This is a genomic window from Gammaproteobacteria bacterium, assembly GCA_035501935.1.
Lineage (GTDB): Bacteria > Pseudomonadota > Gammaproteobacteria > JAJPIJ01 > JAJPIJ01 > JAJPIJ01.
In genome coordinates this window covers 1-24017 of the sequence record DATJVC010000030.1, presented here as the reverse complement: position 1 = coordinate 24017, position 24017 = coordinate 1, and the positions used below count along the sequence as shown (strand labels likewise).

At 62.4% G+C, this 24017-nt stretch carries 23 protein-coding genes; 15 read left to right on the top strand and 8 right to left on the bottom strand.

The genetic code is table 11. The annotated features are described in order from the left end of the window. Positions 1-35: 35 nt before the first annotated feature. From VMH34_07900 to VMH34_07875, 6 genes are all read right to left on the bottom strand, one after another. Positions 36-1274 (bottom strand): DUF4340 domain-containing protein, encoded by a 1239-nt coding sequence (locus tag VMH34_07900; protein HTT08698.1) that lies wholly within the window; start codon positions 1272-1274, stop codon positions 36-38. 10 nt (positions 1275-1284) lie between these two features. After that, positions 1285-3180 carry a Gldg family protein gene (locus tag VMH34_07895; protein HTT08697.1) on the bottom strand — a complete coding sequence of 632 codons (1896 nt, stop codon included), beginning with the start codon at positions 3178-3180 and terminating at the stop codon, positions 1285-1287. Between the two features lies 1 nt (position 3181). Continuing rightward, positions 3182-3916: an ABC transporter permease subunit gene (locus VMH34_07890; GenBank protein ID HTT08696.1), complete on the bottom strand. Its 735-nt coding sequence runs from the start codon at positions 3914-3916 to the stop codon at positions 3182-3184. Beyond that, positions 3913-4875 (bottom strand): ABC transporter ATP-binding protein, encoded by a 963-nt coding sequence (locus VMH34_07885; GenBank protein ID HTT08695.1) that lies wholly within the window; start codon positions 4873-4875, stop codon positions 3913-3915. Before VMH34_07885 ends, VMH34_07890 begins: the two co-directional genes overlap by 4 nt. A gap of 190 nt (positions 4876-5065) precedes the next feature. Continuing rightward, entirely contained in the window at positions 5066-5941 is an 876-nt protein-coding gene (locus VMH34_07880) for an NAD(P)-dependent oxidoreductase (GenBank protein ID HTT08694.1), read from the bottom strand. Further along, positions 5938-7356 carry a M20 family metallopeptidase gene (locus VMH34_07875; protein ID HTT08693.1) on the bottom strand — a complete coding sequence of 473 codons (1419 nt, stop codon included), beginning with the start codon at positions 7354-7356 and terminating at the stop codon, positions 5938-5940. Before VMH34_07875 ends, VMH34_07880 begins: the two co-directional genes overlap by 4 nt. Before the next feature lie 70 nt (positions 7357-7426). Here VMH34_07875 and VMH34_07870 point away from each other — a divergent pair, with 70 nt between their 5' ends. The 3 genes from VMH34_07870 to VMH34_07860 all read left to right on the top strand — a co-directional run bounded on the left by VMH34_07870 (position 7427) and on the right by VMH34_07860 (position 11374). Next, on the top strand, positions 7427-8590 hold the full coding sequence (locus tag VMH34_07870; protein HTT08692.1) for a THUMP domain-containing protein: 1164 nt from the start codon (positions 7427-7429) through the stop codon (positions 8588-8590). 90 nt (positions 8591-8680) lie between these two features. After that, entirely contained in the window at positions 8681-10816 is a 2136-nt protein-coding gene (locus VMH34_07865; GenBank protein HTT08691.1) for a protein kinase, read from the top strand. A gap of 18 nt (positions 10817-10834) precedes the next feature. Continuing rightward, positions 10835-11374: a gamma carbonic anhydrase family protein gene (locus VMH34_07860; GenBank protein HTT08690.1), complete on the top strand. Its 540-nt coding sequence runs from the start codon at positions 10835-10837 to the stop codon at positions 11372-11374. Positions 11375-11389: 15 nt separating this feature from the next. Here VMH34_07860 and VMH34_07855 read toward each other — a convergent pair whose 3' ends face one another. Continuing rightward, the gene (locus tag VMH34_07855; GenBank protein ID HTT08689.1) at positions 11390-12028 is read right to left on the bottom strand and encodes a glutathione S-transferase family protein; all 639 of its coding nucleotides are present in this window, start codon (positions 12026-12028) and stop codon (positions 11390-11392) included. A gap of 78 nt (positions 12029-12106) precedes the next feature. Here VMH34_07855 and mnmG point away from each other — a divergent pair, with 78 nt between their 5' ends. Together mnmG and rsmG are read left to right on the top strand one after the other, a co-directional pair. Continuing rightward, positions 12107-13981, top strand: coding sequence for a tRNA uridine-5-carboxymethylaminomethyl(34) synthesis enzyme MnmG (gene mnmG / locus VMH34_07850; GenBank protein HTT08688.1), 1875 nt, complete (start codon positions 12107-12109; stop codon positions 13979-13981). Between the two features lie 8 nt (positions 13982-13989). After that, the gene (gene rsmG / locus VMH34_07845) at positions 13990-14619 is read left to right on the top strand and encodes a 16S rRNA (guanine(527)-N(7))-methyltransferase RsmG (protein ID HTT08687.1); all 630 of its coding nucleotides are present in this window, start codon (positions 13990-13992) and stop codon (positions 14617-14619) included. Here the strand turns inward: rsmG and VMH34_07840 are convergent. Next, positions 14616-15758 carry an alpha/beta hydrolase gene (locus VMH34_07840; GenBank protein HTT08686.1) on the bottom strand — a complete coding sequence of 381 codons (1143 nt, stop codon included), beginning with the start codon at positions 15756-15758 and terminating at the stop codon, positions 14616-14618. The two genes, rsmG and VMH34_07840, sit on opposite strands and share 4 nt — an antisense overlap. Before the next feature lie 386 nt (positions 15759-16144). Between VMH34_07840 and VMH34_07835 the strand changes: the two genes are divergently transcribed. From VMH34_07835 to VMH34_07790, 10 genes are all read left to right on the top strand, one after another. Further along, positions 16145-16915 (top strand): ParA family protein, encoded by a 771-nt coding sequence (locus VMH34_07835; GenBank protein HTT08685.1) that lies wholly within the window; start codon positions 16145-16147, stop codon positions 16913-16915. 169 nt (positions 16916-17084) lie between these two features. Continuing rightward, complete coding sequence (locus VMH34_07830; GenBank protein HTT08684.1) at positions 17085-17954, top strand: ParB/RepB/Spo0J family partition protein; 870 nt, start codon at positions 17085-17087, stop codon at positions 17952-17954. A 188-nt stretch (positions 17955-18142) separates the two neighbouring features. Beyond that, positions 18143-18493, top strand: coding sequence for an ATP synthase subunit I (locus VMH34_07825; protein ID HTT08683.1), 351 nt, complete (start codon positions 18143-18145; stop codon positions 18491-18493). Positions 18494-18532: 39 nt separating this feature from the next. Next, on the top strand, positions 18533-19381 hold the full coding sequence (gene atpB, locus VMH34_07820) for a F0F1 ATP synthase subunit A (protein ID HTT08682.1): 849 nt from the start codon (positions 18533-18535) through the stop codon (positions 19379-19381). Between the two features lie 51 nt (positions 19382-19432). Next, the gene (gene atpE, locus VMH34_07815; GenBank protein HTT08681.1) at positions 19433-19708 is read left to right on the top strand and encodes a F0F1 ATP synthase subunit C; all 276 of its coding nucleotides are present in this window, start codon (positions 19433-19435) and stop codon (positions 19706-19708) included. Between the two features lie 29 nt (positions 19709-19737). Continuing rightward, positions 19738-20208 carry a F0F1 ATP synthase subunit B gene (locus tag VMH34_07810; GenBank protein ID HTT08680.1) on the top strand — a complete coding sequence of 157 codons (471 nt, stop codon included), beginning with the start codon at positions 19738-19740 and terminating at the stop codon, positions 20206-20208. Positions 20209-20217: 9 nt separating this feature from the next. Then, the gene (locus VMH34_07805) at positions 20218-20754 is read left to right on the top strand and encodes a F0F1 ATP synthase subunit delta (GenBank protein HTT08679.1); all 537 of its coding nucleotides are present in this window, start codon (positions 20218-20220) and stop codon (positions 20752-20754) included. Positions 20755-20797: 43 nt separating this feature from the next. Next, the gene (atpA, locus tag VMH34_07800) at positions 20798-22339 is read left to right on the top strand and encodes a F0F1 ATP synthase subunit alpha (GenBank protein ID HTT08678.1); all 1542 of its coding nucleotides are present in this window, start codon (positions 20798-20800) and stop codon (positions 22337-22339) included. Positions 22340-22358: 19 nt separating this feature from the next. Beyond that, entirely contained in the window at positions 22359-23234 is an 876-nt protein-coding gene (atpG, locus tag VMH34_07795) for a F0F1 ATP synthase subunit gamma (GenBank protein HTT08677.1), read from the top strand. A 32-nt stretch (positions 23235-23266) separates the two neighbouring features. Beyond that, the coding region (locus VMH34_07790; protein HTT08676.1) for a F0F1 ATP synthase subunit beta at positions 23267-24017 on the top strand (751 nt) is incomplete at its 3' end.

Here is a 24017-nt window from a genome sequence, read left to right as displayed (position 1 = left end):
CCACCTGTGCACGCGGCTCACAGACCGCGAAGGGACTATCGGGGCGGGGAGGGTCTGACGGGTACCGGGGCTTCCGGTGATTCAGGAATCAGTTTTCCGTCCTGGTCGTAATGTTCGACCTTCAAAGGGTCCTTGACCGGCGGCGGCGGCGGAGCGGGCTTTTTCTTCTCGGCGATGAGTGAATCCTTGGTACGCGTGAGCATGTCGAACTTGTAATCCGGCAACACGTAGGCCCAATTCTTCACCTTCGCGTCCAGATCGGCAACCTGCTGCCCGACCGTAAGCGTAGGTTTGTTCTTGGCGGGATTGGCTGGCGCGGGCTTGCCTTCCATGCCGATCACCGGCGATTCCTCCCCGGTTTCCGGCACCGGATTGGTTTCGGCGCCCGGTTCCACGCTGAATTCGAAGGCGGCATATTTGCGCCCGTCGATATCGGCAACGCGCACGACGGCAGTCAGGCCGTCGAAGGTGTGCAACGTGGTGGTTGTCGTTTGTTGCGGCCAATTGAGCGCGCGGCGGGCGCGGACGTCATCGAGACGCAATTCCTCCAGCGCCGTGCTCAGGCTGGTGACAACGGAAACCGAGCGGACGACGTGATCTTCGGGGACATCCTGCAGGGTCAATTCGATGTCTTCGGGTTTATCGCGGCGGGCGGTCACCGTCGGCTCACCGGGACGTTCAATGGTTACTTCCCGGACGCGGCCGCCGCGGATGTCCATGAGATCGCGACTGACCCAGGTCATCGGATCGGCACTGACCTCAAGCGGGCCCTTGACTAGGAAGGACTGCTCCTGGCCCTGTACCCGGACATAGCGGCTATTGGCCAGCGGGCCCTCGTCGCCGCCTTCGCGGGATTTGCCAAGGATGACGGCCGCCAGATTGCCACCCTTCGCGTCCTTCAGCTGAATCAGCATGGAAGCTGATTTTTCGCTTTGCACATCCTCCACGCCCAGCCGTGAATACAGGTCCGGCTTGCGCGTTTTGGCTTCCAATATCTTAAGTTCCGAAAGACCGAGTATGGCGCTTTTGACGTTCTCGAACACCGCCGGATAGTCGTCGCGATTCTCAATCAGCCAGCGATCCCCATTGCGCCTGAGCAGCGTTTTGTTCAGCCGCGTGGTGATTTCCACGCGCGCCACGTCGTTCACGTGCGCCACGAATTCTGGAAGCAGGGGCGGGGTGCCGACATCGGTGGATGGTGCACGCCAGTAGGCGACCCAGGCCGCCGCTGCGACGACAAGGACGGTGATGATGGGTAGTAGTGGGCGACGCATAAGCAACTCCTCAGGCCGCGCGCCGGCGCCGGCGGCGCAGATAGCGGTACATCATGGCTGCGAACGCAACGCAACCCAGTGCCAGCGGAATCAGGCCGATGTTGATCACCCGCAGGAGCGTGCCCAGGCTTTCGATGTTCTTGCGCAGATCATGCTGGACGTTGCGCAATTCCCGGCGGGTGGAGACCTGTTCGGCCTTGAACTTGTCGATGGCCTGCCGTTGGGCGGGACTCAGCAGGGCCTTGGCTTTTTCGTCTTTTTGCTGTTGCAGTTCGCGGATCTTCTTTTCGGTCTCTTCGAGACGCGTTTGCAGCGCCTGTGCCTTGTCGCGGAACTGGGCCTCGGCCTCGCGCTGGATCTGTTCCACCACCGTGAACGGGCGGCGGAACTGGCCACGGCTGCGCAGGCTGATCAAGTCATCGTTGCCGCCCAGGTTGTCGAGCGCGTTGATGACGAAATCGCCGTTGTCGGCGATGGGCGTGGGCACGTTGACGCCCATGACGTTTTGTCCGCGCACCCAGAAGCGATCGGAGATGATATCGGTGTCGGCGACCACGATGACATGGATGCTGTCCCTGGATTCCGCCGCGAAGCCGGGATCCACACCGCCACTGCCGTCCTTTTCCTTGGGCTTGCCGTTGGGGAAGGCGGTCTTCACCCGGCCGGTGACGCGCGCGGCCAGCACCTTGCCGATGCCGTCGGGTTTGAATTGTTGCAGCATCGCGCCCGGGTCGCGCACGAACATGATGGACTCGGCGTCCAGAAATCCGGACTGCGGACCGGTCTTGAGCAGCGGTGTCAACTGCGTGGTGGCGCCTTCGATTTTCTCCAGCGCCCCGGCGCTGCCGAGATTGATGGATTTCAACTGGCCGGTGATGAAGTCCTCGTGATTGAAATTGTCCGGCTTAAGCCCCAACCACGGCAGGAAATCCACCTCCTGCGGGCCACGGTTGCCGGTGAATGAGGCGCGCACGGCGGCGTTCGGGTCGGCGGCGATCTTGCCTTCCACCATCTTGATTCCCCAGGCGCGGAAGATGTCCGGCAGGTTGGAATCATGCTTGGGCATGACTGTGGGATTATCGGGGTTGGGCATGGCCTCATCGGCCTCCGCGAACGGATCGACGAACACCATGGCCTTGCCGCCCTTGAGCACGAATTGATCGATGGCGTACTTCGTGGTTTCCGGCAAATCCTTGGGGTGCACCACCATCAGGGTGTCGACGTCGCCGTCGATGTCGCCGGCGTCAGGACGCAGCTGACGCACGTCGAAGACCTCCCGCATCGCGTTGATCAACGCCCACGGCGGGGAGCCACGGCGACCGCTGGCCGGATCATCGGCGCCGCCGAACATCGGCAGCGTGGTCAACACGCCGATGACGCGTTTCTTGGGATGTGCCAGATTGTAAATAAGCTTGGTGAGGTCGTATTCCAGCGCCTCCTCCCGGTTGGGCTGGAAGAAGGGAATGACGGAGGTGTCATCGGTGGTGTTGGTGCCTACCAGACCAAGGTAGGCCATGTCGCCGGTCTCGGTCACCGGCAGCTGCCGCACGCCATAGCCGACGGCCTGATCCTCGGCCTCCGAGAACGGCTCCGGGTCGATCACCATCAGTTTGAGCTTGCCATGCGACTTGGCGGCGTATTCCTCCAGCAAATCGCGCACGCGTATACCATAGTTCTGGTATTGCGGAATGCCTGAGAACAATTTGTTGGAGAAGTAATACTTGAGCGTGATCGGTTCCTCGAGGCTCGCGAGAATATTCCTGGTGCCCGGCGACAGCGTGAACAATTTGTTCTCGGTGACATCGAGGCGCCACGAGGTCAGCGTCAGATTGGCGAGCAGGTTGACGGCGATGAACAGGGCTAGCGCCAGCAGCAGCCCACCGCCCGTTGAGTATCGATTCGCCATGTCAGCTGGCCTTCCGGCTCTGGATGACCAAAGTATTGGCGTACAGCCAGAAGGCGATGAGGGTCGCGAAATACACGATGTCGCGCACGTCCACCACGCCCTTCTTGATGGATTCAAAGTGGGCGATGAAACTGAAGGAACTGATGACGTCCACAATCGCCTGCGGTGCCCAGCCGCTGAAAAAATCCAGCACGATGCGCGTGCCGCTGAAGATGAAGCAGAAGCAAATCACCACGGACACCACAAAGGCGATGACCTGATTCTTGGTCAGCGCCGAAATGCAGGAGCCGATGGCAAGGAAGCCGCCGGCCATGAGCAGGCTGCCGAGATAGCCCGCCACGATGACGACGTTATCGGGGTCGCCCAGATAATTGACCGTGATCCACATCGGGAACGTCAGGGCCAGCGCGATGGCCGTGAAACACCAGGCCGCGAGGAATTTGCCAAACACCGCATCCCACAGCGTGATCGGCAGGGTCATCAACAGCTCAATGGTGCCGGCCTTGCGCTCCTCCGACCACAGGCGCATGGCGATGGCGGGAATCAAAAACAGGTACAGCCACGGATGGAAACGAAAGAACGGTTCCAGATCGGCCTGGTCGCGCTCGTAGAAGGCACCGAGGTAAAACGTGAAGATGCCGGTAAGAAACAGGAAGATGATGATGAAGACATAGGCCACCGGCGTGGCGAAATAGGCGCGCAGTTCGCGCTTGAAGATGATGAGTACGTTGTTCATGAATGCACGACCGAGGCCTGTTCCTGCGTGGTGATGGTGCGGAACACCTCATCCAGATGGCCGCTTTCCGCGTGCAATTCGGTCACGTTCCAGCCATGGGCCTGCACCGCTCCCTGCACCGCCGAGAACGGCGCGCACCCCGGTTTGGGGATGACGGTCAGCCGCACGCGGCCGGCGGCATCGATCCGTTCCTCCACCGCCTCAACGTCGGGGAGCGCGCCCAGCGCCGCCTTGACCTGCGCCGTATCGGCGCTGACCGCCAGCGTCACCGCGTTGTGCCAGCGCGAACGGGCCTCGAGTTCCGCCGGCGTGCCCTCGAACAGGAGCCGTCCGGCGGCGATGATGATGGCGCGCGTGCAGACGGCGTTGACCTCCTCGAGGATGTGCGTGGAGATGACGATGGCCTTGGTCGCCGCCATTTCCTTGATGAGCGTGCGCACCTCATGTTTCTGGTTCGGGTCCAGGCCGTCGGTCGGCTCGTCCATGATCAGCACCTCGGGATCGTGCAGGATGGCCTGGGCCACGCCCACACGGCGCTTGTAGCCCTTGGACAGCGTTTCGATGCGCTGGTGCAGCACCGTTTCCAGATGGATCTTGCCGACCACATCGCGGATGCGTTCGGCAAGCCGCGCGCCGCGCAGGCCGCGGATTTCACCGACGAATTGGAGAAAGCTCGCCGGCGTCATCTCGCCGTACGCCGGCGCGCCCTCCGGCAGATAGCCGATTTTGCTTTTCAGCATGACGGGCGAGGCGGCGAGATCGAAACCGCAGACGTTCACCGTGCCGCCCGTCGGTTCGAGGAAGCCCGTGATCATCTTCATGGTGGTGGACTTGCCGGCGCCGTTCGGGCCGAGGAAGCCGAGCACGTCCCCGCGCGCCACGTTGAAGGACACGTTATCGACGGCGCGCAGGGCGCCGAAATACTTGCTTAAGTTTTTGACCTCGATGGCGTAAGACATCGTTTAAGTCCCGAGCCTCAATTTTTTTGACTGCTGCCTTCGGTCTGCAGACGCCGCCACGATTCTGCAAGCGGCGAACGCAGCTCCGGGCTGCGGGCAAGCCGCGTATTTTCCACAACCCCGTCCACGCGTCAACACGCGCAATACGGGGGCAGGCCAAACGTGAGGAATTAGTGGGATGCCGCCGGGCTTAAGTTCCCGGTGAGAAATTCTCTTTTTTGAGCCGGTAGAGGGCGGAGATGTCCTCCTCGCCATGGCCCTCGCGCATGAGCTGCTCGTAATCCGCCAGTGTGTTGGCCACGACGGAAAGCGGCCACCGCGTGCAGCCCCGGGCCATGCGCTGGATGATTTCAATATCCTTGTGATGAAGGGCGATCTTGAAACCCGGTGCGTAGGTCCCCGCGACCATGGTCCCGCCGCGATGATTCAAAAACCAGTTGGCCGCCGCGCCGCTGCCGACGACGTCGATGACCTTGTCCATGTCGAGGCCCATCGCCTGCCCGAAGGCCAGCGCCTCGGTCACGGCCTGGTTGATGCCTGCGGCCATGAGCTGATTCACCGCCTTGGTGGCCTGCCCGGAACCCGTTGGTCCCATGTGCACGATGTTGGCCGCGATCTTCGAGAGCAGCGGTCGCGCGCGATCGAATGCCGCCGTCTCGCCGCCGACCATCATCGCCAGCGCCGCCTTGCGCGCGCCTTCCACGCCGCCGGACACCGGGCAGTCGAGAAAATCGGCGTCGCGGGTTTTGTACAGCGCTGCCAGTTCGCGCGCGGTATCGCTGCTCACCGTCGAGGTGTCGCAGACGATTTTGCCGGCGCTCAAACCCGGCAGCATGGCGCGCGCGACTTCGAGCACATCGGCGTCGCGCGACACGCAGGTGACAATCAGATCTGATCGAGCGGCTGCCTCCGCGGGTGTTGCGGCGTGCAACACGCTGCTGCTGAATTTCAAAGCCTGCGCGCGCGCCGGGGTGCGGTTCCACACGGTTGCGAGCGCACCGGCCCTGTCGAAATTCAGCGCCATGTGGGCGCCCATCGCGCCCAACCCGATGACCCCGGCTTTCAAGTCTTTTCGCCCGTCGAATAATGATCGGCGATGACCTGGGCGACGCAACAGGTCACCCGGTGTGCGGTGGGCAGATGCAGGAATTCGTTGGGGCCATGGGCATTGGCGTGCGGGCCAAGCACACCGGTGATGACAAACTGCGCCCGCGGGTAACGCTCTCCCAGCATGGCCATGAATGGAATGGTGCCGCCCTCGCCCATGTACACCGGCGCTTTGCCGAAGAACTGCCTCGAGGCCCGATCCAACGATTGCGTCAGCCACTCGGCCTCATGCGGGGCATTCCACCCGGTGACCGCCCAGTCGGGAGTGAAGGTCACACGAGCGCCATGGGGCGGGTCTTCCTCCAGGAGGCGCTTGAGCGTCGCCGAGGCCCGCGCACCGTCGACATTCGGCGGCAGACGCAGCGAAACTTTGACGTGCATGCCAGCCAGCGCCACGTTGCCGGCATTTGCCACCGCCGGCAGGCCATCGGCGCCGGTGATGGCGAGCGCCGGCCGCCAGGTCCGGTTCAGGATCAATTCCATCGGCTGGTGTGCCATCGGTTCGACGCCGGGTTGCAGCGGAAACTTGCGATAAGTCTCTTCGCCCAATATCTGTGCCGCGGTTTGGGCCTGCACGATGCGATGCGCGGGGATGAGCGTGTTGAACGCGGCGTCCAGAATGCGGCCATCGCTCTCATCCTCGATACGGCTCAACAGCATGCGCGTCACGCGAAAGACGTTCGGTACGACGCCGCCGGCATCGCCGGAGTGCACCCCCTCGCTCATCATTGCAACGTCGAGCACGCCGCCGACCAGACCGCGCAGTGAAGTCGTGACCCACAACTGCTCGTAATTGCCGCAGCCGGAATCGAGACATATGACCAGTTCGGGCGATCCAATGCGCGCCTTCAGGGCATCAATGTAATACGGCAGATCAAAACTGCCGCTCTCCTCGCAGGCCTCGATGATGACCACGCAGCGCGCGTGCGGGATGTTCAGCTCCTGCAATGCCTTGATGGCCGTCAGCGCCGCGAAGATCGCGTAACCATCATCGGCACCGCCGCGCCCGTAGAGCCGGTCACCCTCCAGCACCGGCTGCCAGGGACCCAGACCCTCGCGCCAGCCGGTCATTTCCGGCTGCTTGTCGAGATGGCCGTAGAGCAGCACGGTGCGATGATCATTGCCGGGAATGTCCATGAACAGCAGCGGGGTGCGGCCGGGCAGCCGCACCGCCTCCATCGCCATGCCACGAATGTTCATGCCCCGCGCCCAGCGCTCGAAGCGGGCCACCGCCGCGTCCATGTAGCCGTGTTCCTGCCATTGCGGGTCGAAGGCGGGTGATTTGTTGGGAATGCGGATGTATTCGGTCAGCTCCCGCAGGATGTCCCCCTGCCAGAGATCGCCGGCGAATTTTTCCAGGGCCGCAGTGTTCATATTCGAAGTCTAGCGCGGCCGCAGGCGCTCGCAAAGCCGTAAATCACCGGCCGGCGGTTACAATGCGGCCATGCCCAGCCAACGTTTTTTTGCGACCGCGCCGAAAGGCATTGCGTCGCTGCTTGCCGATGAACTGCGCCAGCTTGGCGCCGGAGACGTCGTTGAGCGCGTGGCGGGTGTTGCGTTCACGGGTAATCTTGAACTGGGTTACCGCGCCTGCCTCTGGTCACGCACCGCCGGCCGCGTGCTGCTCGAACTGGCGCGCTTCGAGGCGCCCACACCGGAGGCAATGTACGCGGGCGTGCAAACCATGGACTGGTCGGAACATCTGGCACCCACAGGAACTCTGGCCGTCGATTTTCATTCGCTGCGTTCGCAAATCACGCACACGCATTTCGGCGCGCTCAAGGTCAAGGACGCCATCGTCGATCAGTTCCGCATGCGCCACGGTGGGCGGCCGTCGGTGGCGTTGGAGCGGCCTGACGTGCGGGTCAGCCTGGTGCTTGATCGCGACCAAGCCGTTCTGAGTCTGGATTTGTCCGGCGAGAGCCTGCACCGCCGCGGTTATCGCATCGATTCCGTCATCGCCTCGCTCAAACAGAATCTCGCCGCCGCGCTGTTATTGCGTTGCGGCTGGCCCGCCATCGCGGCGGCCGGCGGCGCATTCGTTGATCCGATGTGCGGCTCCGGCACGCTGGCAATAGAAGCGGCGATGATCGCCGGCGACATCGCGCCCGGACTCAAGCGCGGTTATTACGGCTTTCTGCGCTGGCGGCAGTTCGACGCCGCATTGTGGCACGGCCTGCTGCGCGAGGCGGGTGAGCGCCGCGAAGCGGGCGAGTCAAAACTGCCCCCCATCCACATCAGCGACGCCGACCACCGGGCGATCGCGGCGGCCAAACAAAATGTCAAAGCGGCGGGCCTGGGCCATCGTATTCTCATCAAGCAGGCGGACTTGAGCGAGTTGCTATGCCCACCCACGGACACCGGACTGGTGCTCGTGAATCCGCCCTATGGCGAACGCCTTGATGACACGGAAAAATTGCGCGCGCTCTACACATTGCTGGGCCAGAAACTGCGGCAGGAGTTCAGCGGCTGGCAGGCGGCGGTGTTCACCGGCAACCCGCCGCTCGGAAGATATCTGGGACTCACCGCCAGACGCAAACATACCTTTTATAACGGCGCCATCGAATGTCAATTGCTGCGCTTCGACATTACGCCGGTCCCCACTTGATTGATTGACAGACAGCGGGCTGTTGCGGACCCGACGCAATATGCGAATAATCCAGCTCAACCCACTGGCTCACGGATGGACACCGCGTTCATGACCGAGACAGTTCACCGCAACGCCCTCCAGCCCGGCTTCAATATCCACTGGTACCGGATCGAGCGGGTGCTGGGCCAGGGCGGTTTCGGCATCACCTATCTCGCCTTCGATTCCAATCTGCAACAGCATGTCGCCATCAAGGAATATCTGCCGTCACAGTTCGCCGGACGCACGGGCGACTGGTCGGTGCATCCGTTGAGCGACAGCCACGCCGATCACTTCCTGTGGGGGCTGAACCGCTTCATCAAGGAGGGCCAGACGCTGGCGCGCTTCAAGCATCCCAACATCGTGCAGGTGTTCTCCATTTTTGAGGCCAACCACACGGCCTACATGGTGATGGCCTATGAGCACGGCGAAAGCCTCCAGGAAGTGCTGTCACGGCGCAAAACCCTGCCGGAGGCGGAACTGATCGGCGTCATCCTGCCCATACTCGACGGGCTTGAGAAGGTGCACAAGACCGGATTCATTCATCGTGACATCAAACCGGCGAATATTTATATCCGCGAAGACGGATCGCCGGTGTTGCTGGATTTCGGCTCGGCGCGGCAGGCACTGGGGCTGGAAACCAAGACGCTGACGTCCCTGGTGTCGCCGGGATATGCCCCCTTTGAACAGTACTACAGCAAGAGTGACAAGCAGGGCCCGTGGACGGACATTTATGGCCTGGGCGCGACCATGTACCGCGCCGTGGTCGGCAAGGTGCCCATGGCTTCGGTGGATCGCAGCCATGCCTATCTGGAGGCATCCAAGGACGTGCTCCTGCCGGCGCTGACGGCGGCAAAAGGCAGATATTCCGTTCCGTTGCTGCGCGCCATCGATCATGCCCTGCAATTCAAGGAGGCGGATCGTCCGCAGACCATCCCAGAATGGCGGAAGGAATTACATCGACCCGCGTTGCAGAAGAACCGCGAGCACCGGCTGGTCGGTGCGATAGCGGTACCCATCGTTCTGCTGATGGTGACTGGCGGCGCCTGGTATTGGAATCAGCGCGCGGCAATGGAGGCCAACAAGGCGCAGGCGACCGCTGCGACGGAGGCGGCGGGCATCAAGGCGCAGGCGCAAGCCAAGGCGGCAGAGGAAGCCAGGCGCGAGGAGGCCACGCGCGTCGCCGGAGAGGAAAAGCAAAAAGCACAGGAAGAAGCCAAACGCGCCGAAGCGGCGCGGGTGGCCGAGGAATCCAAACGCAGAGCGGAGCAGGCACGGCGAGACGAAGCCGCTGAACAACAGAAGCAGGCCGGTATCCTCAAACAACAAAAGCAGCTTGCCGACGCGCAGAAAAAGTCAGAGGAGGCGCAGGACAAGGCGGGAAAAATCGCCGACCTATTGCAACAAGCCGACGCGGACGTGAAGGCCTTGCGGTTGGCAAGCCCCGCCGGAAACAATGCGCTGGCGCGTTACCGCGCGGTGTTAAAGGATGACCCGAACAACGCACAAGCCAAGGCCGGCGTGCAGGCAGTGACGGACAAATATGTGGCGCTGGCGCAGCAGGCCACGGCGGCGGCGCAATATGACAAGGCCGAGGCCTATCTCAAACAGGCGGAGGGGATTGCTCCAGACGCGGAAAACGTCAAACTTGCCGGCGATGCGCTCAACGCGCAGCGCTTGAAAAGCCAAACACAGGCCCCGCCCGCCGCAGAACCTGCGCCTCCCCCGGAAGTTCCTGGGATCGCCGAGGCCAAACAGCCGACAGAAACCAAACAGGCCCCGGCAGCAAATGATGGCGATCTGAGCAACACCATTGTACTGGTCATCAAACCAATACCGAATGACTTGAACGGTTCCCGCCTGACCGAGCAGAGTCTGCGTGAAGTCATGGAACGGGCCCTGCAAAAGCACGGCCTCAAAGTGGGGTCCGTCGATGATATTTCGCAATTTAAACGGGCCGTACTCATGCAGGTGGATGTGCAGGCAAGAACCATGCTTTATAACGTCAAACTGCCCTCCGTCAAGGTCACGGTTCTGGGGGCATCGGGCGCGGGTGCCGGCGTCGACGCATACACCAATCCGATATGGTCGGATGGTGTTTCTGCCACTTACAGTTCAAACGATGACAGATATATTTACGCGCAACTGGAGTCGCTCGTAGATCGTTACGCCACCACGCAGTCAACGCCGCAACCCACTGGCAAATAAAAGAAGAGGCGCACCGGAATGGCCCTGCGGGCCTTTGAAGGCAAAACACCGGTCATCGCTTCGACCGCCTACATTGATCCCGCGGCGGTGGTGATCGGCGACGTTGCGATCGGCGATCATTCCTCGCTGTGGCCGACGGCGGTCGCGCGCGGGGACGTCAACCGCATCGTGATCGGCACGTACACCAGCATCCAGGACGGCGCGGTGCTGCACGCCACCCACGACGGCCCCTATACGCCGGGCGGATTCGTGCTGACCGTCGGCAATCACGTGACCGTGGGCCACCGGGCCATTCTTCATGCCTGCGTAGTCGGCGACTATTGCCTCATCGGCATGGCGGCGACCATCATGGACGGCGCGGTGTTGGAGCCGCGCGTCATGCTGGGCGCGGGCGCACTGGTGCCGGCGGGGAGGCATTTGCAGGGTGGGCACCTCTGGGTTGGCGCGCCGGCGAGGAAAATCCGCGCGCTCACCGATCGGGAGCAGGAAATGCTGGAATACTCGGCCGACTATTACGTCAAACTGAAGACACGCCACCTCGGTTTGTCCACGGCGTGACGCCGTCGCGGCGGGTTATTGTTTGAAAGGTGTCAGACGTCGTTCGCGGTCGCGGGCGCGCAGATGCGCCGGCCGCGCCAGTACGGCATCGGCGTAGCGTTCCAGCGCGGCGTGACCCAGTGCGACCTTGGCGTTGCGCGCCCAAGACAGCGTCTCCGCGGCGAAGATGTCCGCCGCGGTAAAGCCGTCGCCGACGAGGTATTCGCGGCGATCCAGCCGCAGGGCCAGTATCCGCGCCGCCGCGGCGAACTCCCACTGGGCGGTCGGCGCGATCTGCGGCAGCCGTTTGTCCATGGGCAGCACGGCTTCATGCTTCCAAAGCGTCCACAATGGTTGTTCCAGTTCCGTCATCACAAAAAATATCCATTTGAAAAAATCCGCGCGGATCTGTGAATCGACGGCCGGCGGTACCAGTCCGGATTGCGGATATTTCTCGCCGAGATAGGTGCAGATCGCGGCGGATTCCGTCAGCACGAATCCGCCATCGACCAGCGCCGGGACCTTGCCGGCGGGATTGATGGCGAGATACGCGGGGCTGTACTGGCTGCCGCGCCGCAAATTGATCTTGATGTAATCGTATTCGGCGCCGATTTCCTCCAGCGCCCAGGCGACGCGGGTGGAACGGGAGCCGGGAGAGCCATAGAGCGTAAGCATCTGGGATGTTTCCTGGAGGAGACGCGAGTCGGATTATAATGACCGCCCTGGGCTGACAACGGAAAACCGCGTCATTTTATGCTTCACCCGGAACAATTCAACGTCATCGTCGTCGGCGGCGGCCACGCCGGCACCGAGGCGGCGATGGCGGCGGCGCGCATGGGCGCGCGCACGCTGCTGCTCACTCACAGCATCGAGACACTGGGCCAGATGTCCTGCAATCCCGCCATCGGCGGCATCGGCAAGGGCCATCTGGTGCGCGAGATCGACGCCCTCGGCGGGCTCATGGGCCTCGCCGCCGATCACTGCGGCATCCACTTCCGCCGCCTCAACGCCAGCAAAGGGCCGGCGGTGCGCGCCACCCGCGCGCAGATCGATCGCGCGCTTTACCGCCAGTACGTGCGCCGCGCGCTGGAGACGCAGCCGAATCTGACGCTGTTCCAGCAGGCCGTGGACGATTTGATTATCGAAAACGGCCACGTGGCCGGAGTAGTCACGCAGATGGGCCTTGAATTCCGTGCCCCCGCGGTAGTGTTGACGGTTGGCACCTTCCTCGCCGGTCGCATCCACGTTGGCGAGACCAACTATCAGGGCGGGCGCGCCGGCGACCCGCCCGCCAATGCGCTTTCGAAACGGTTGCGGGAGTTGCATCCGCGTGTGGGCCGCCTCAAGACCGGCACGCCGCCGCGGCTGGACGGCCGCACGCTTGACTTCGCGCAATTCGAGGCGCAGCCCGGCGATGAGCCCATGCCGGTGTTTTCCTTCATGGGCGAGCCGGCCATGCATCCGCAACAGGTGCACTGCCACATCACCCACACCAACGGCCGCACGCACGACATCATCCGCGCCGGTCTCAATCGTTCGCCCATGTACAGCGGCGCCATCGAAGGCGTCGGCCCGCGCTACTGCCCGTCGGTCGAGGACAAGATCGTGCGCTTTGCCCACAAGTCCTCGCACCAGATCTTCGTCGAACCGGAAGGTTTGAGCACGCACGAGGTCTATCCCAACGGCATTTCCACCAGCCTGCCGTTCGACGTGCAATATGAACTCGTGCGCAGTATCCGCGGCTTCGAGAACGCCCATATCACCCGCCCCGGCTACGCCATCGAATATGATTATTTCGATCCGCGTGACATCCAGCCGTCGCTGGAAACCAAACACATCCCCGGCTTGTTCTTTGCCGGCCAGATCAACGGCACCACCGGCTACGAGGAGGCCGCCGCGCAGGGCCTGATCGCCGGCATCAATGCGGCGCGTGGCGTCCGTATGCAGGATCCGTGGTGGCCGCGGCGCGACGAGGGCTATATCGGCGTGCTCATCGACGATCTCGTCACGCGCGGCACCTCGGAACCCTATCGCATGTTCACCAGCCGTGCCGAATACCGCCTCATGCTGCGCGAGGACAATGCCGATCTGCGCCTGACGGCGAAAGGCCGCGAACTGGGCCTGGTCGACGACGGGCGCTGGGCGCGTTTCGAGAGCAAGCGCGAAATGATCGATCGCGAACAACAGCGGCTGCATGCGACCCGGGTGAAACCAGCAACCACCTCTCCCGCCGATCTTGAACGCGTGCTCGGCCAGGCCATCGAGCGCGAATGTTCACTGGCCGATCTGCTCAAACGCCCGAATGTCCATTACGCCGATCTCATGACCCTGTCCGGCGCAGGCGAGGCGCTGACCGACCGCGAAGTGATCGAGCAGCTGGAGGTTCAGGCCAAGTACAGTGGCTATCTCGACCGGCAGGAGGACGAAATCGCCCGCGCCCGCCGCAACGAGGAAACGCACCTGCCCGCCGATCTCGATTACCGCGAGGTGCGCGGCCTGTCCAATGAAGTCATCCAGAAACTCAGCGATTACCGGCCTGCTACTGTCGGCCAGGCCTCGCGCATCTCCGGCATCACCCCCGCTGCCGTCTCGCTCCTGCTCGTCCACTTGAAAAAGCGCTCCGCCTGAAAACCTCGCTGGAACACGATCAGAAAATCCAGCTGGCCGCCGGTTTGAGGGCGCTGCCGCAGGCACTCTCTGAATCGCAGCAACTCCAGCTTCTGGATTATCTGAAGTTGCTCGAGAAATGGAACCAGGCGTATAACCTGACGGCCATCCGTGACCCGTGGGCCATGGTGCCGCGGCATCTGCTCGACAGTCTTGCGGCGTTGCCTTACGTGCGCGGCTCGCGATTGCTGGATGTGGGCAGCGGCGCGGGGATGCCCGGAATGGTGCTGGCGATTGCAAAACCTGATCTGCATTGCACGCTGCTCGACAGCAACGGCAAGAAGACGCGTTTTCTGACGCAAGCGAAGATCGAGTTGAAACTATCGAACGTCGAGGTGGTACAGGCGCGCGCGGAAGATTATCAGACGGCGCAGCCCTTCGATTGCATCATTTCACGTGCAGTGGGTGCGCTGGCGGAACTGGTGGCGCAGACGCGGCATCTGCTCGCCCCAGGCGGTCTGTGGCTGGCGATGAAGGGCCGGCGCCCAGAAGCTGAACTGGCCGCGCTACCCACTGATATGCGCGCGACTGTTCATCGCCTGCAGGTGCCCGGCCTCAAGGCCGGGCGGCACCTTGTCGTCATGGAGACCGACGCCTAATACATTCCATCGTAAGACACAGGCTGCATGGCGACCGCGTGGGGATGCTCCACGCCCAGCCAGGGGCCAGCATTCGCCGACTGCGATCGTCTCTCAGCCAGCAATCCGCGCAGGTTCGCGAGCGAGAATCCATCCGGCGCGGTGTGCAGGGTGTCCGACCGCCAGGTCACGCCGGTGATCGCCGGCAGGGAGGTGTCCGTGACCGCGAGCGCCAGTCCTAAAGAAAGCATGGCCTGCCGGCGCGCGAGATCGCGCACCATGCCAATGGCGCCGGCGACCAGCCCAGGCTGGTCGAGATGGATGTGATGGCCGCTCTGCGTGGCGATCAAATGCACGGCGCGCGGGCTCCTTGCCGCGAGTTCGTCCTGCAGTTGCAGCCATAGCGATTCGATCATCGGCGCGCGTGGGTCTTTGGCGCTGCGCTCGGCAATGCCACGGGTGATCACCACCAGCGGCACCGGCGGCAGCCTGCCGGATTTCCGCACCTCTTCGCCGCTGTCGCGGAAATAGAGAAACTCCTGCGCCGCGGTCACGAGGGCCTTGTGCTGCGACATCAGCATCAGGGTCGGCAGTCGGAGTTCAGCGGGCATGTGGGCGGGAGGCAGGGGCACCCCGCCGGCCAGCACGATACCCGCGACGTCCTTGCCCGGCGCGGTGTTCATGCGCAGTGGCGGCGCGAGAAAACGCGCCACCTGGGCAGGGTGCGAGGAGTCAATCAGCACGATCCCGGCGGTCAGTTTCGGATAACGCTCGGCGAAAAGCTGTGCCGTGTAACCGCCGAAGGAATGGCCGACAAGCACATAGGGGCCGGGAACCCCGGCGTTGGACAGCAGGGTGTGCAATTCCTCGACGATCACAGCCGCGGTGCGCGGTTGCGGTCCGGGGTCGCTCCAGCCGTTGCCGGCTCGGTCGTAACTGCACACACGCCCGTGCCGGCTAAGGGGCTGTTGCACAGGCAGCCATTCGAGCGACACGCCGCCCAGCCCGGCGTCCATGACCACCGTTGGTGAGCCTTCACCCCGGCAATCGATATGCAGCCGGTAACCGCCGACATCCACCATCTGTCCCGGTGGATTCTCGACGTCGATATCGTCAGCGCGGGACGCTGTGCAGAGCGAGAATGCCAAAGCAACAGGCAAAAAGAGACCCCTCGCAGTCATGGCCGCGCGAGTGGTGATGGCGGAAGCTGATATTCGCCTCATCCTGCACCTCCAATGCGTGTTTGCCGTCGCTCAAAGCCGGTATTTCCGTTTGTTTAAAAGTGTTCTGACTGTTGAATAGGCAATCATTGTGCCATGCAACAAAAATAAATAAAACACCTACAAATCATATGGATATATTTTATAGTTCTACTATCTTTAAATATTTCAAGCGGATAACAGTCAAAATGATGCTGCAACGCATCAAAAGAGGGCATCAAGCAGTCCGCAGAAGCGATTGAGGCGGCAAAATCGAAGCGCAAGGCAAGTTGACCAGCGGGTTGTGCAATAATCTGATCAAGCTGGATAAATAAATTACGGCGCGCATGGCCAGAATCTTTGCGGTGGCGAACCAAAAGGGCGGGGTAGGCAAGACCACCACCAGCGTCAATCTGGCCGCGTCCTTTGCCGCCACCAAGCGGCGCGTCCTGCTGGTGGACATGGATCCACAGGGCAACGCGACCATGGGCAGCGGCGCCGACAAGGGCAAACTGCGCTATTCCACCTTCGACGTGCTCATGAATGATGTTTTGGTGGCGGAAGCCAGGATCACGCTGGAGAAGGCGGGCTACGACCTGCTGCCTGCCAACGGCGATCTGACCGGCGCGGAGGTCGGCCTGCTGGATGAACTGGGACGCGAGCTGCGGCTGCGCACGGCGTTGACCCCGATTGCGCCGGACTACGACTACATACTGATCGACTGCCCGCCGTCGCTGAACATGCTTACGGTCAACGCGTTGGTGGCGGCGGATTCGGTGATCATCCCGACGCAATGCGAGTATTATGCACTGGAGGGTTTGTCCGCCCTTGTGGGCACGATAGAGAAGATCCGAAAAATTCTGAACCCGAACCTCAAGATCGAAGGCCTGCTGCGCACCATGTACGATCCGCGCAATAACCTCGCCACGCAGGTCTCGGCGCAACTGCTGAAGCATTTCGACGACAAGGTGTACAACACGGTCATCCCTCGCAACGTCCGGCTGGCGGAGGCGCCCAGCCATGGCATGCCCGGGCTGCTGTACGATAAAACTTCAAGTGGTGCGGTGGCCTATCTGGCGCTGGCCGGGGAAATGCTGCGGCGACACGAACCGGCATGAATATCATTAATATTCTGAATAAGTTCATCCTGAACTTCTCAGAATTCGGAAAGCAAAAAACGCGGTTTTTGCTTTCCTCCATTTGCAATGACGGAAAAGTCATTGCAAATGGCAGTGCGTCCCTGCACTGCGGCGAGTCAGTGGACACAGTCATAGGGGGCAGCGAACGGTGAAGAAACGCGGTTTGGGCAGGGGATTGGATGCCTTGCTGGGGTTGACCCCGGAGGCACCCACCACCGGTGAACGGGTGGGCGATCATGAAATGCGAACCCTGCCGGTCGATCTCATCCAGCGCGGGCGCTACCAGCCGCGGCTGGACATGAAAACCGAAACGCTCCAGGAACTGGCGGACTCCATCAAGGTACAGGGCGTGGTGCAGCCGGTGGTGGTGCGGCGACTGACGGAACAGGGGCGTTATGAATTGGTCGCCGGCGAACGGCGCTGGCGGGCGGCGCAGATCGCGGGCCTGCATGACATCCCCGCCATCATTCGTGATATTCCGGATCAGGCGGCGGCGAGCATCGCCCTGATTGAAAACATTCAACGCGAGGAATTGAACGCGCTGGAGGAAGCCAGCGCCATCTCCCGTCTGGTGAGTGAATTCAGCATGACGCATCAGGATGTGGCCGAGGCGGTGGGCCGTTCACGCGCGGCGGTGACCAATCTGCTGCGGCTGCTGGAGCTGGCCGAACCGGTAAAACGCATGCTGGAGGTCGGCGACATCGAGATGGGTCACGCCCGCGCGTTGCTGGCGCTGGCGATGGAACAACAGTCGCTGGCCGCCAATCAGATCGTCACGCGCGGACTGTCGGTGCGGGAGGCGGAGCGTCTGGTCAAGGACTGGCAGCGGCGCCGCGATGGACGCAAGGCCAAGGCGGGCGGGGGGGCGGATCCCAACATCCGCAAATTGCAGGAGGAACTGGCCGAGAAGCTGGCGGCCCGCGTGGAGTTGCGCCACACCAAAAAGGGCAGGGGCGAACTGCGCATTCATTATCATTCCCTGGACGAGTTGGACGGCATCCTTGCGCGCATCAAATAACCCGCCCCCGGCCCCTTGCCAGCCTTCAAGATTAGCGTGATTCCGGGCTGAATTTTATTGACGCCCCCCACCGGGATATTTACAATCCACCGGCTTTGATGAGCGTCTACCAGGACGCCGAATCGCCCTCCCGCTGAGCCAACGATCAGGTTTGTGACGGGATGCTAAGAGCGAAATGGGGAGCGGCTGTGTGGGTCACAGTCGCACTGCAGTGGGCCGTGGTCCTACTCGTGGCGGTGATTGCGTGGGCGGTTTTTGGCCAGCCGAGTGCCAGGTCGGCGTTTGCCGGCGGTGCCGCGGTCGCGCTCCCGAACATGCTGTTCGCGCTCGGGTTGATTTTGCGCATGAGGCTGCGGGGTGGAGTGTCAGCGGCGGTGCTGCTGGGCGGCGAACTTGGCAAGCTGGCGCTGACCATCGCGCTGCTGGCCGTGGCGGTGAAATTCGCCCAGCCGCAGCCGGTGTGGTTGGCGGTGCTGGCCGGCGTGGTGCTGGCGGTGAAGGCGCAGTGGCTGGCCTTGTGGGTGACACGCGAAATGTAGTGAACAGGTAGTCAACGGCTGACGCAGAGTTTAAACAACATGGCGGCGGAACAGGCAGGAGAGGCGCTCACGGCCTCCGGTTACATCGGCCATCACCTGACCTTCATGGTCAAGCCGGTCGGCAACGGGGCGTTCTGGGCGTTGAATGTCGACACGCTGATCACGGCGCTCATCCTCGGTATCCTGACCTTCGGTTTCATGCGCTGGATCGTGGCGGGCGCGACGGCGGGCGTGCCCAATCGCCGCCAGGCCTTCGTCGAGCTCGCCATCGAATTCGTCAACAACCAGGTCAAGGACATCTTCCACCACGATATGAAATTCATGGCGCCGCTGGCGCTGACGGTGTTCGTCTGGGTGCTGATGATGAATGCCATGGATTTTCTGCCCGCCGATTGGGTATCGATGGGAACTCACCATATATCCGAGCACGGTTTTCGCGTCGTTCCGACCGCCGACGTGAACACCACTTTCGCGCTGTCGCTGTCGGTGTGGCTGCTGATGATCTTCTTCGCCGTCAGGGTCAAGGGCATGGCTGGTTTCCTGCACGAAATCTTCTGCGCGCCCTTCGGCATGGTCGGTCTCTCGATCAACCCCTTGAAGTGGATCGCCGGCGTGCTGCTGGCGTGCGCCAACGTGCTGTTCAACCTGATCGAATACATCTCCAAGCCGCTCTCGCACAGCCTGCGTCTGTTCGGCAACATGTACGCGGGCGAAATCATTTTTCTGCTGCTCGGCATGTGGGCCGCCACGGGCATCGGCGGCATCTTCTTCAGCATTCCGCTGTGGGTGGGCTGGGCGATCTTTCACATCCTGATCGTGGTCCTGCAAGCCTACATCTTCATGATGTTGACGATCGTCTATATCTCAATGGCGCACGAGGGGCACTGATCGCGTGAGATTTGGTGGCGGCAAACGGTTCAATCAAGAAAGGAAAGTCCTATGGAAAACATGCAATTTCTGGCGATGATACAGGCCTACACCGGCGTGGGCATCGGCCTCATGATTGGTCTGGGCGCGCTGGGCGCCTGCGTCGGCGTGGGCATCATGTGTTCGCGCTTCCTCGAAGGCGCCGCCCGCCAGCCCGAACTGATGCCGCAACTGCAGGTCAAGGTGTTCCTGCTGCTCGGCCTCATCGACGCCTCGTTCATCATCGGATTGGGCATCGCGATGATGTTCGCCTTCGCCAATCCGCTGTTGTCCGTGATCCCACACTGACGGCGTTCGGAACCCATTAGGGGGCGGTCATGAACATTACTTTCACCCTGATCGCGCAGGCCATTTCGTTCGCGCTCTTCATCTGGTTCACGGCCAGGTTTGTCTGGCCGCCGCTGATGAAGGCCATCGATGAGCGGCAGAAAAAGATCGCCGACGGCCTGTCGGCCGCCGAGCAGGGAAATCGCAGTCTGAAGGACGCCGAGTCGCGCATCCAGGTCATCGAGCGCGAGGCGCGCGCGCAGGCCCAGAACATCCTGGCCGAGACCGACAAGCGCGCCGGCGGGTTGATCGAAGAGGCCAAGGGACAGGCCAGGGCCGAGGGCGGCCGGCAACTGGCCGCCGCCAAGGCCGAGATCGCCCAGGAAGTCGAGCGCGCCAAGGCGGCATTGCGCGAACAGGTGGCAGCACTGGCCGTGGCCGGCGCCGAACAGATTTTGAAGCGCGAGGTGAACGCCCAGGCCCACGCCGATCTGCTCACCCGTCTGAAGGCGCAGTTGTAGGGACCCGGCATGGCCGAATTGTCCACGCTCGCCCGCCCCTACGCCGATGCGTTGTTTCACATCGCGCAGGAGGGAAAACGTCTTTCGGAATGGTCGGAACTGTTGCGCGAGATGGCGCAGATCGCCGCGCATCCCGAGATGGTCGCCGTGGCCGGGGATCCCAACGTATCCGCCGACCGGCTGTACGCCGTATTTGCCGGGGCCATGCAGCAATCGCTGCCGCAGGAGGCGCAGAATTTCGTGAGGCTGCTAATCACCAATGACCGGCTCACCCTGTTGCCCGCCATCGCGCATGCCTTCGAGGAATTCAAAAACGCCCACGAGGGCGCCGCGGAGGCCGAGATTGTCACCGCGTTTCCATTGTCGGACGCCCAGCTCGGCGAGCTGGTGGCTGCGATGGAAAAGAAATTCGGCGTGCGCTTGAAGCCCGGCGTGAAGGTGGATGCCAGTCTCATCGGCGGCGTGCGCGTCACGGTCGGGGATCGGACGCTGGACAGTTCGGTGAGCAGCCAGTTGGAGCGCATGCGCGCGGCGCTGGTGGCCTGAGCGGTCTGTTTAAGAACAAGGGATTTTCAGGAGATTACATTTTATGCAACTCAATCCTTCCGAGATCAGCGAGCTGATCAGAAATCGCATCAAGGGCCTGGGCACGGAGACCGACCTGCGCACGCAGGGCACCGTGGTCACGGTGACTGACGGCATCTGCCGCGTTCACGGCCTGTCCGGCGTCATGCAGGGCGAGATGCTGGAGTTTCCCAAGCAGACCTATGGCCTCGCGCTGAACCTGGAACGCGATTCGGTCGGCGCGGTGGTGCTCGGCGATTACGAGCACATCAGCGAAGGCGACACGGTGAAATGCACCGGCCAGATCCTGTCGGTGCCGGTGGGCAAGGAACTGATCGGCCGCGTGGTGAACTCGCTGGGGCAGCCCATCGACGGCAAGGGCCCCATCAACGCCAGGGAAACGGACGTCATCGAAAAGGTGGCGCCGGGCGTGATCTGGCGCAAATCAGTGTCGGAACCGGTGCAGACCGGACTCAAGTCCATCGACTCCATGGTGCCGATCGGCCGCGGCCAGCGCGAACTCATCATCGGCGACCGCCAGACCGGCAAGACCGCGGTGGCGGTGGATACCATCATCAACCAGAAGGGCAAGAACCTGTTCTGCGTGTATGTCGCCATCGGCCAGAAGGCCTCCACCATCGCCAACGTCGTGCGCAAGCTCGAGGAATTCGGCGCAATGGAATACACCATCGTGGTGGCCGCGTCGGCCTCCGACTCGGCGGCGATGCAATATCTGTCCGCCTATTCCGGCTGCACCATGGGCGAGTATTTCCGCGACCGCGGCATGGACGCGCTGATCATTTACGACGACCTCACCAAGCAGGCCTGGGCCTACCGCCAGATCTCGCTGCTGCTGCGCCGGCCGCCGGGCCGCGAGGCCTATCCGGGCGATGTGTTCTACCTGCACTCGCGCCTGCTCGAGCGCGCCGCGCGCGTCAACGCCGAATACGTCGAGCGCTTCACCAAGGGCGCCGTCAAGGGCAAGACTGGGTCGCTGACCGCGCTGCCTGTCATCGAGACCCAGGCGGGCGACGTGTCGGCGTTCGTGCCGACCAACGTGATTTCGATCACCGATGGACAGATCTTTCTGGAGACCGATCTCTTCAACGCCGGCATCCGCCCCGCCATCAACGCCGGCATCTCGGTATCGCGCGTCGGCGGCGCCGCCCAGACCAAGGTCATCAAGAAACTCTCCGGCGGCATCCGCACCGACTTGGCGCAGTATCGCGAGCTGGCGGCGTTCGCGCAGTTCGCCTCCGACCTGGACGAAGCCACGCGCAAGCAACTGGAGCGCGGCCGGCGCGTGACCGAATTGCTCAAGCAGCCGCAATACCACCCGCAACAGGTCTGGCAGCTGGCGGTGGCGCTGTTCGCCGCCAACAACGGCTATCTGGATGACGTTGACGTCAAGAAGATCCAGGCCTTCGAAAAGGCACTGCTGGATCACGTCAAGTCCAAGCAGGCGAAACTGGTGCAACGCATCGAGGACACCAAGGAGATGAGCAAGGACGACGAGGCCGCGTTGCATGAGACCATCAAGGACTTCAAGAAAACCGGCGCGTATTAATTGCTGGTAGAGAGCCGATATGGCAGGCACCAAGGAAATACGAACCAAGATCAAGAGCGTGCAGAACACGCGCAAGATCACCAAGGCGATGGAGATGGTCGCCGCCAGCAAGATGCGCAAGGCGCAGGAACGCATGCGCCATGCCCGCCCGTACGGCGACAAGATCCGCAACATCGCCGCGCACCTGAGCCAGGCCAATCCCGAGTACAGGCATCCGTTCCTGGTGAAGCGCCCGGTGAAAAAAGCCGGGCTCATCCTGGTGACGACTGACAAGGGTCTCTGTGGCGGCCTGAACACCAACGTGCTGCGCGCCGCCGCGCAAAAGCTTCGCGAATGGAAGGAGGCCGGCGTGGAGGGGTCGTGCACCGCCATCGGCACCAAGGGCCTGCAGTTCCTGCTGCGCGTCGGCGCCAATGTGGTTTCCCAGGTGACGCAGCTCGGTGACAAGCCGCACATGGAGAAACTCATCGGCGCGGTCAAGGTGCAGCTCGACGCCTACGGCGAAGGCAGGCTCGACGCTGTGTACCTCGCCTATTCTGATTTCATCAACACCATGAAGCAGGAACCGAAGATCGAGCAATTGCTGCCCTTGTCGGCGGAGCGCATGGCGCAGACCGAGGCCGAGAAACGCGCCTACAGCTGGGATTACATCTATGAACCGGGCGCCAAGGAAGTGGTGGACGAGCTGCTGGTGCGCTACGTCGAGGCGCTGGTCTATCAAGCGGTGGCGGAGAACATGGCCTCCGAGCAATCCGCGCGCATGGTGGCGATGAAGGCCGCCTCGGATAACGCCAAGAACGTCATCAGCGAATTGCAACTGATTTACAACAAGACACGGCAGGCGGCGATCACCAAGGAGCTGTCGGAAATCGTCGGCGGCGCCGCAGCCGTTTAAGAATTCATCATTCTACTTTTGAGGGGACGAGCATGAGTATCGGAACCATAGTGCAGTGCATCGGCGCGGTCGTGGACATCCAGTTTCCGCGCGAGCACATGCCCAACATCTATGACGCGCTGACGCTGGACAAAAGCGACGAGGCGTCCTTCGCCGAGTTGGGACTCACCTTCGAGGTGCAGCAGCAACTCGGCGATGGCGTGGCGCGCACCATCGCCATGGGCTCCTCCGACGGTCTGCGCCGCGGCATGAAGGTCACCAACAGCGGTGCGCCGATCTCCGTGCCGGTTGGCCACGGCACGCTGGGTCGCATCATGGACGTGCTCGGTCGCCCGATCGACGAGCGCGGCCCGGTCAAGACCGACGAACGGCGATCGATACACCAGGCGGCGCCCGAGTTCAAGGAATTGTCGCCGTCCGTCGAGTTGCTGGAGACCGGCATCAAGGTCATCGATCTCATCTGTCCGTTTGCCAAGGGCGGCAAGATCGGCCTGTTCGGCGGCGCCGGAGTCGGCAAGACCGTGAACATGCTGGAGCTCATCAACAACATCGCCAAGGAGCATTCGGGCCTGTCGGTGTTCGCTGGCGTCGGCGAACGCACCCGCGAGGGCAACGACTTCTACCACGAAATGTCGGAGGCCGGCGTCATCAAGCTGGATGATCTGAAGGAGTCCAAGGTGGCGATGGTGTTCGGCCAGATGAACGAGCCGCCCGGCAACCGTCTGCGCGTTGCGCTGTCGGGGTTGACCATGGCCGAGGCCTTCCGCGACGAAGGTCGCGACA

Excerpts from the sequence above, each read along its gene's own strand:
- VMH34_07900 (HTT08698.1), bottom strand. The coding sequence starts at position 1,274 with ATGCGTCGCCCACTACTACCCATCATCACCGTCCTTGTCGTCGCAGCG.
- VMH34_07895 (HTT08697.1), bottom strand. The coding sequence starts at position 3,180 with ATGGCGAATCGATACTCAACGGGCGGTGGGCTGCTGCTGGCGCTAGCC.
- VMH34_07890 (HTT08696.1), bottom strand. The coding sequence starts at position 3,916 with ATGAACAACGTACTCATCATCTTCAAGCGCGAACTGCGCGCCTATTTC.
- VMH34_07885 (HTT08695.1), bottom strand. The coding sequence starts at position 4,875 with ATGTCTTACGCCATCGAGGTCAAAAACTTAAGCAAGTATTTCGGCGCC.
- VMH34_07875 (HTT08693.1), bottom strand. The coding sequence starts at position 7,356 with ATGAACACTGCGGCCCTGGAAAAATTCGCCGGCGATCTCTGGCAGGGG.
- VMH34_07870 (HTT08692.1), top strand. The coding sequence starts at position 7,427 with ATGCCCAGCCAACGTTTTTTTGCGACCGCGCCGAAAGGCATTGCGTCG.
- VMH34_07865 (HTT08691.1), top strand. The coding sequence starts at position 8,681 with ATGACCGAGACAGTTCACCGCAACGCCCTCCAGCCCGGCTTCAATATC.
- VMH34_07860 (HTT08690.1), top strand. The coding sequence starts at position 10,835 with ATGGCCCTGCGGGCCTTTGAAGGCAAAACACCGGTCATCGCTTCGACC.
- VMH34_07855 (HTT08689.1), bottom strand. The coding sequence starts at position 12,028 with ATGCTTACGCTCTATGGCTCTCCCGGCTCCCGTTCCACCCGCGTCGCC.
- mnmG (HTT08688.1), top strand. The coding sequence starts at position 12,107 with ATGCTTCACCCGGAACAATTCAACGTCATCGTCGTCGGCGGCGGCCAC.
- VMH34_07835 (HTT08685.1), top strand. The coding sequence starts at position 16,145 with ATGGCCAGAATCTTTGCGGTGGCGAACCAAAAGGGCGGGGTAGGCAAG.
- atpB (HTT08682.1), top strand. The coding sequence starts at position 18,533 with ATGGCGGCGGAACAGGCAGGAGAGGCGCTCACGGCCTCCGGTTACATC.
- atpE (HTT08681.1), top strand. The coding sequence starts at position 19,433 with ATGGAAAACATGCAATTTCTGGCGATGATACAGGCCTACACCGGCGTG.
- VMH34_07810 (HTT08680.1), top strand. The coding sequence starts at position 19,738 with ATGAACATTACTTTCACCCTGATCGCGCAGGCCATTTCGTTCGCGCTC.
- VMH34_07805 (HTT08679.1), top strand. The coding sequence starts at position 20,218 with ATGGCCGAATTGTCCACGCTCGCCCGCCCCTACGCCGATGCGTTGTTT.
- atpA (HTT08678.1), top strand. The coding sequence starts at position 20,798 with ATGCAACTCAATCCTTCCGAGATCAGCGAGCTGATCAGAAATCGCATC.
- atpG (HTT08677.1), top strand. The coding sequence starts at position 22,359 with ATGGCAGGCACCAAGGAAATACGAACCAAGATCAAGAGCGTGCAGAAC.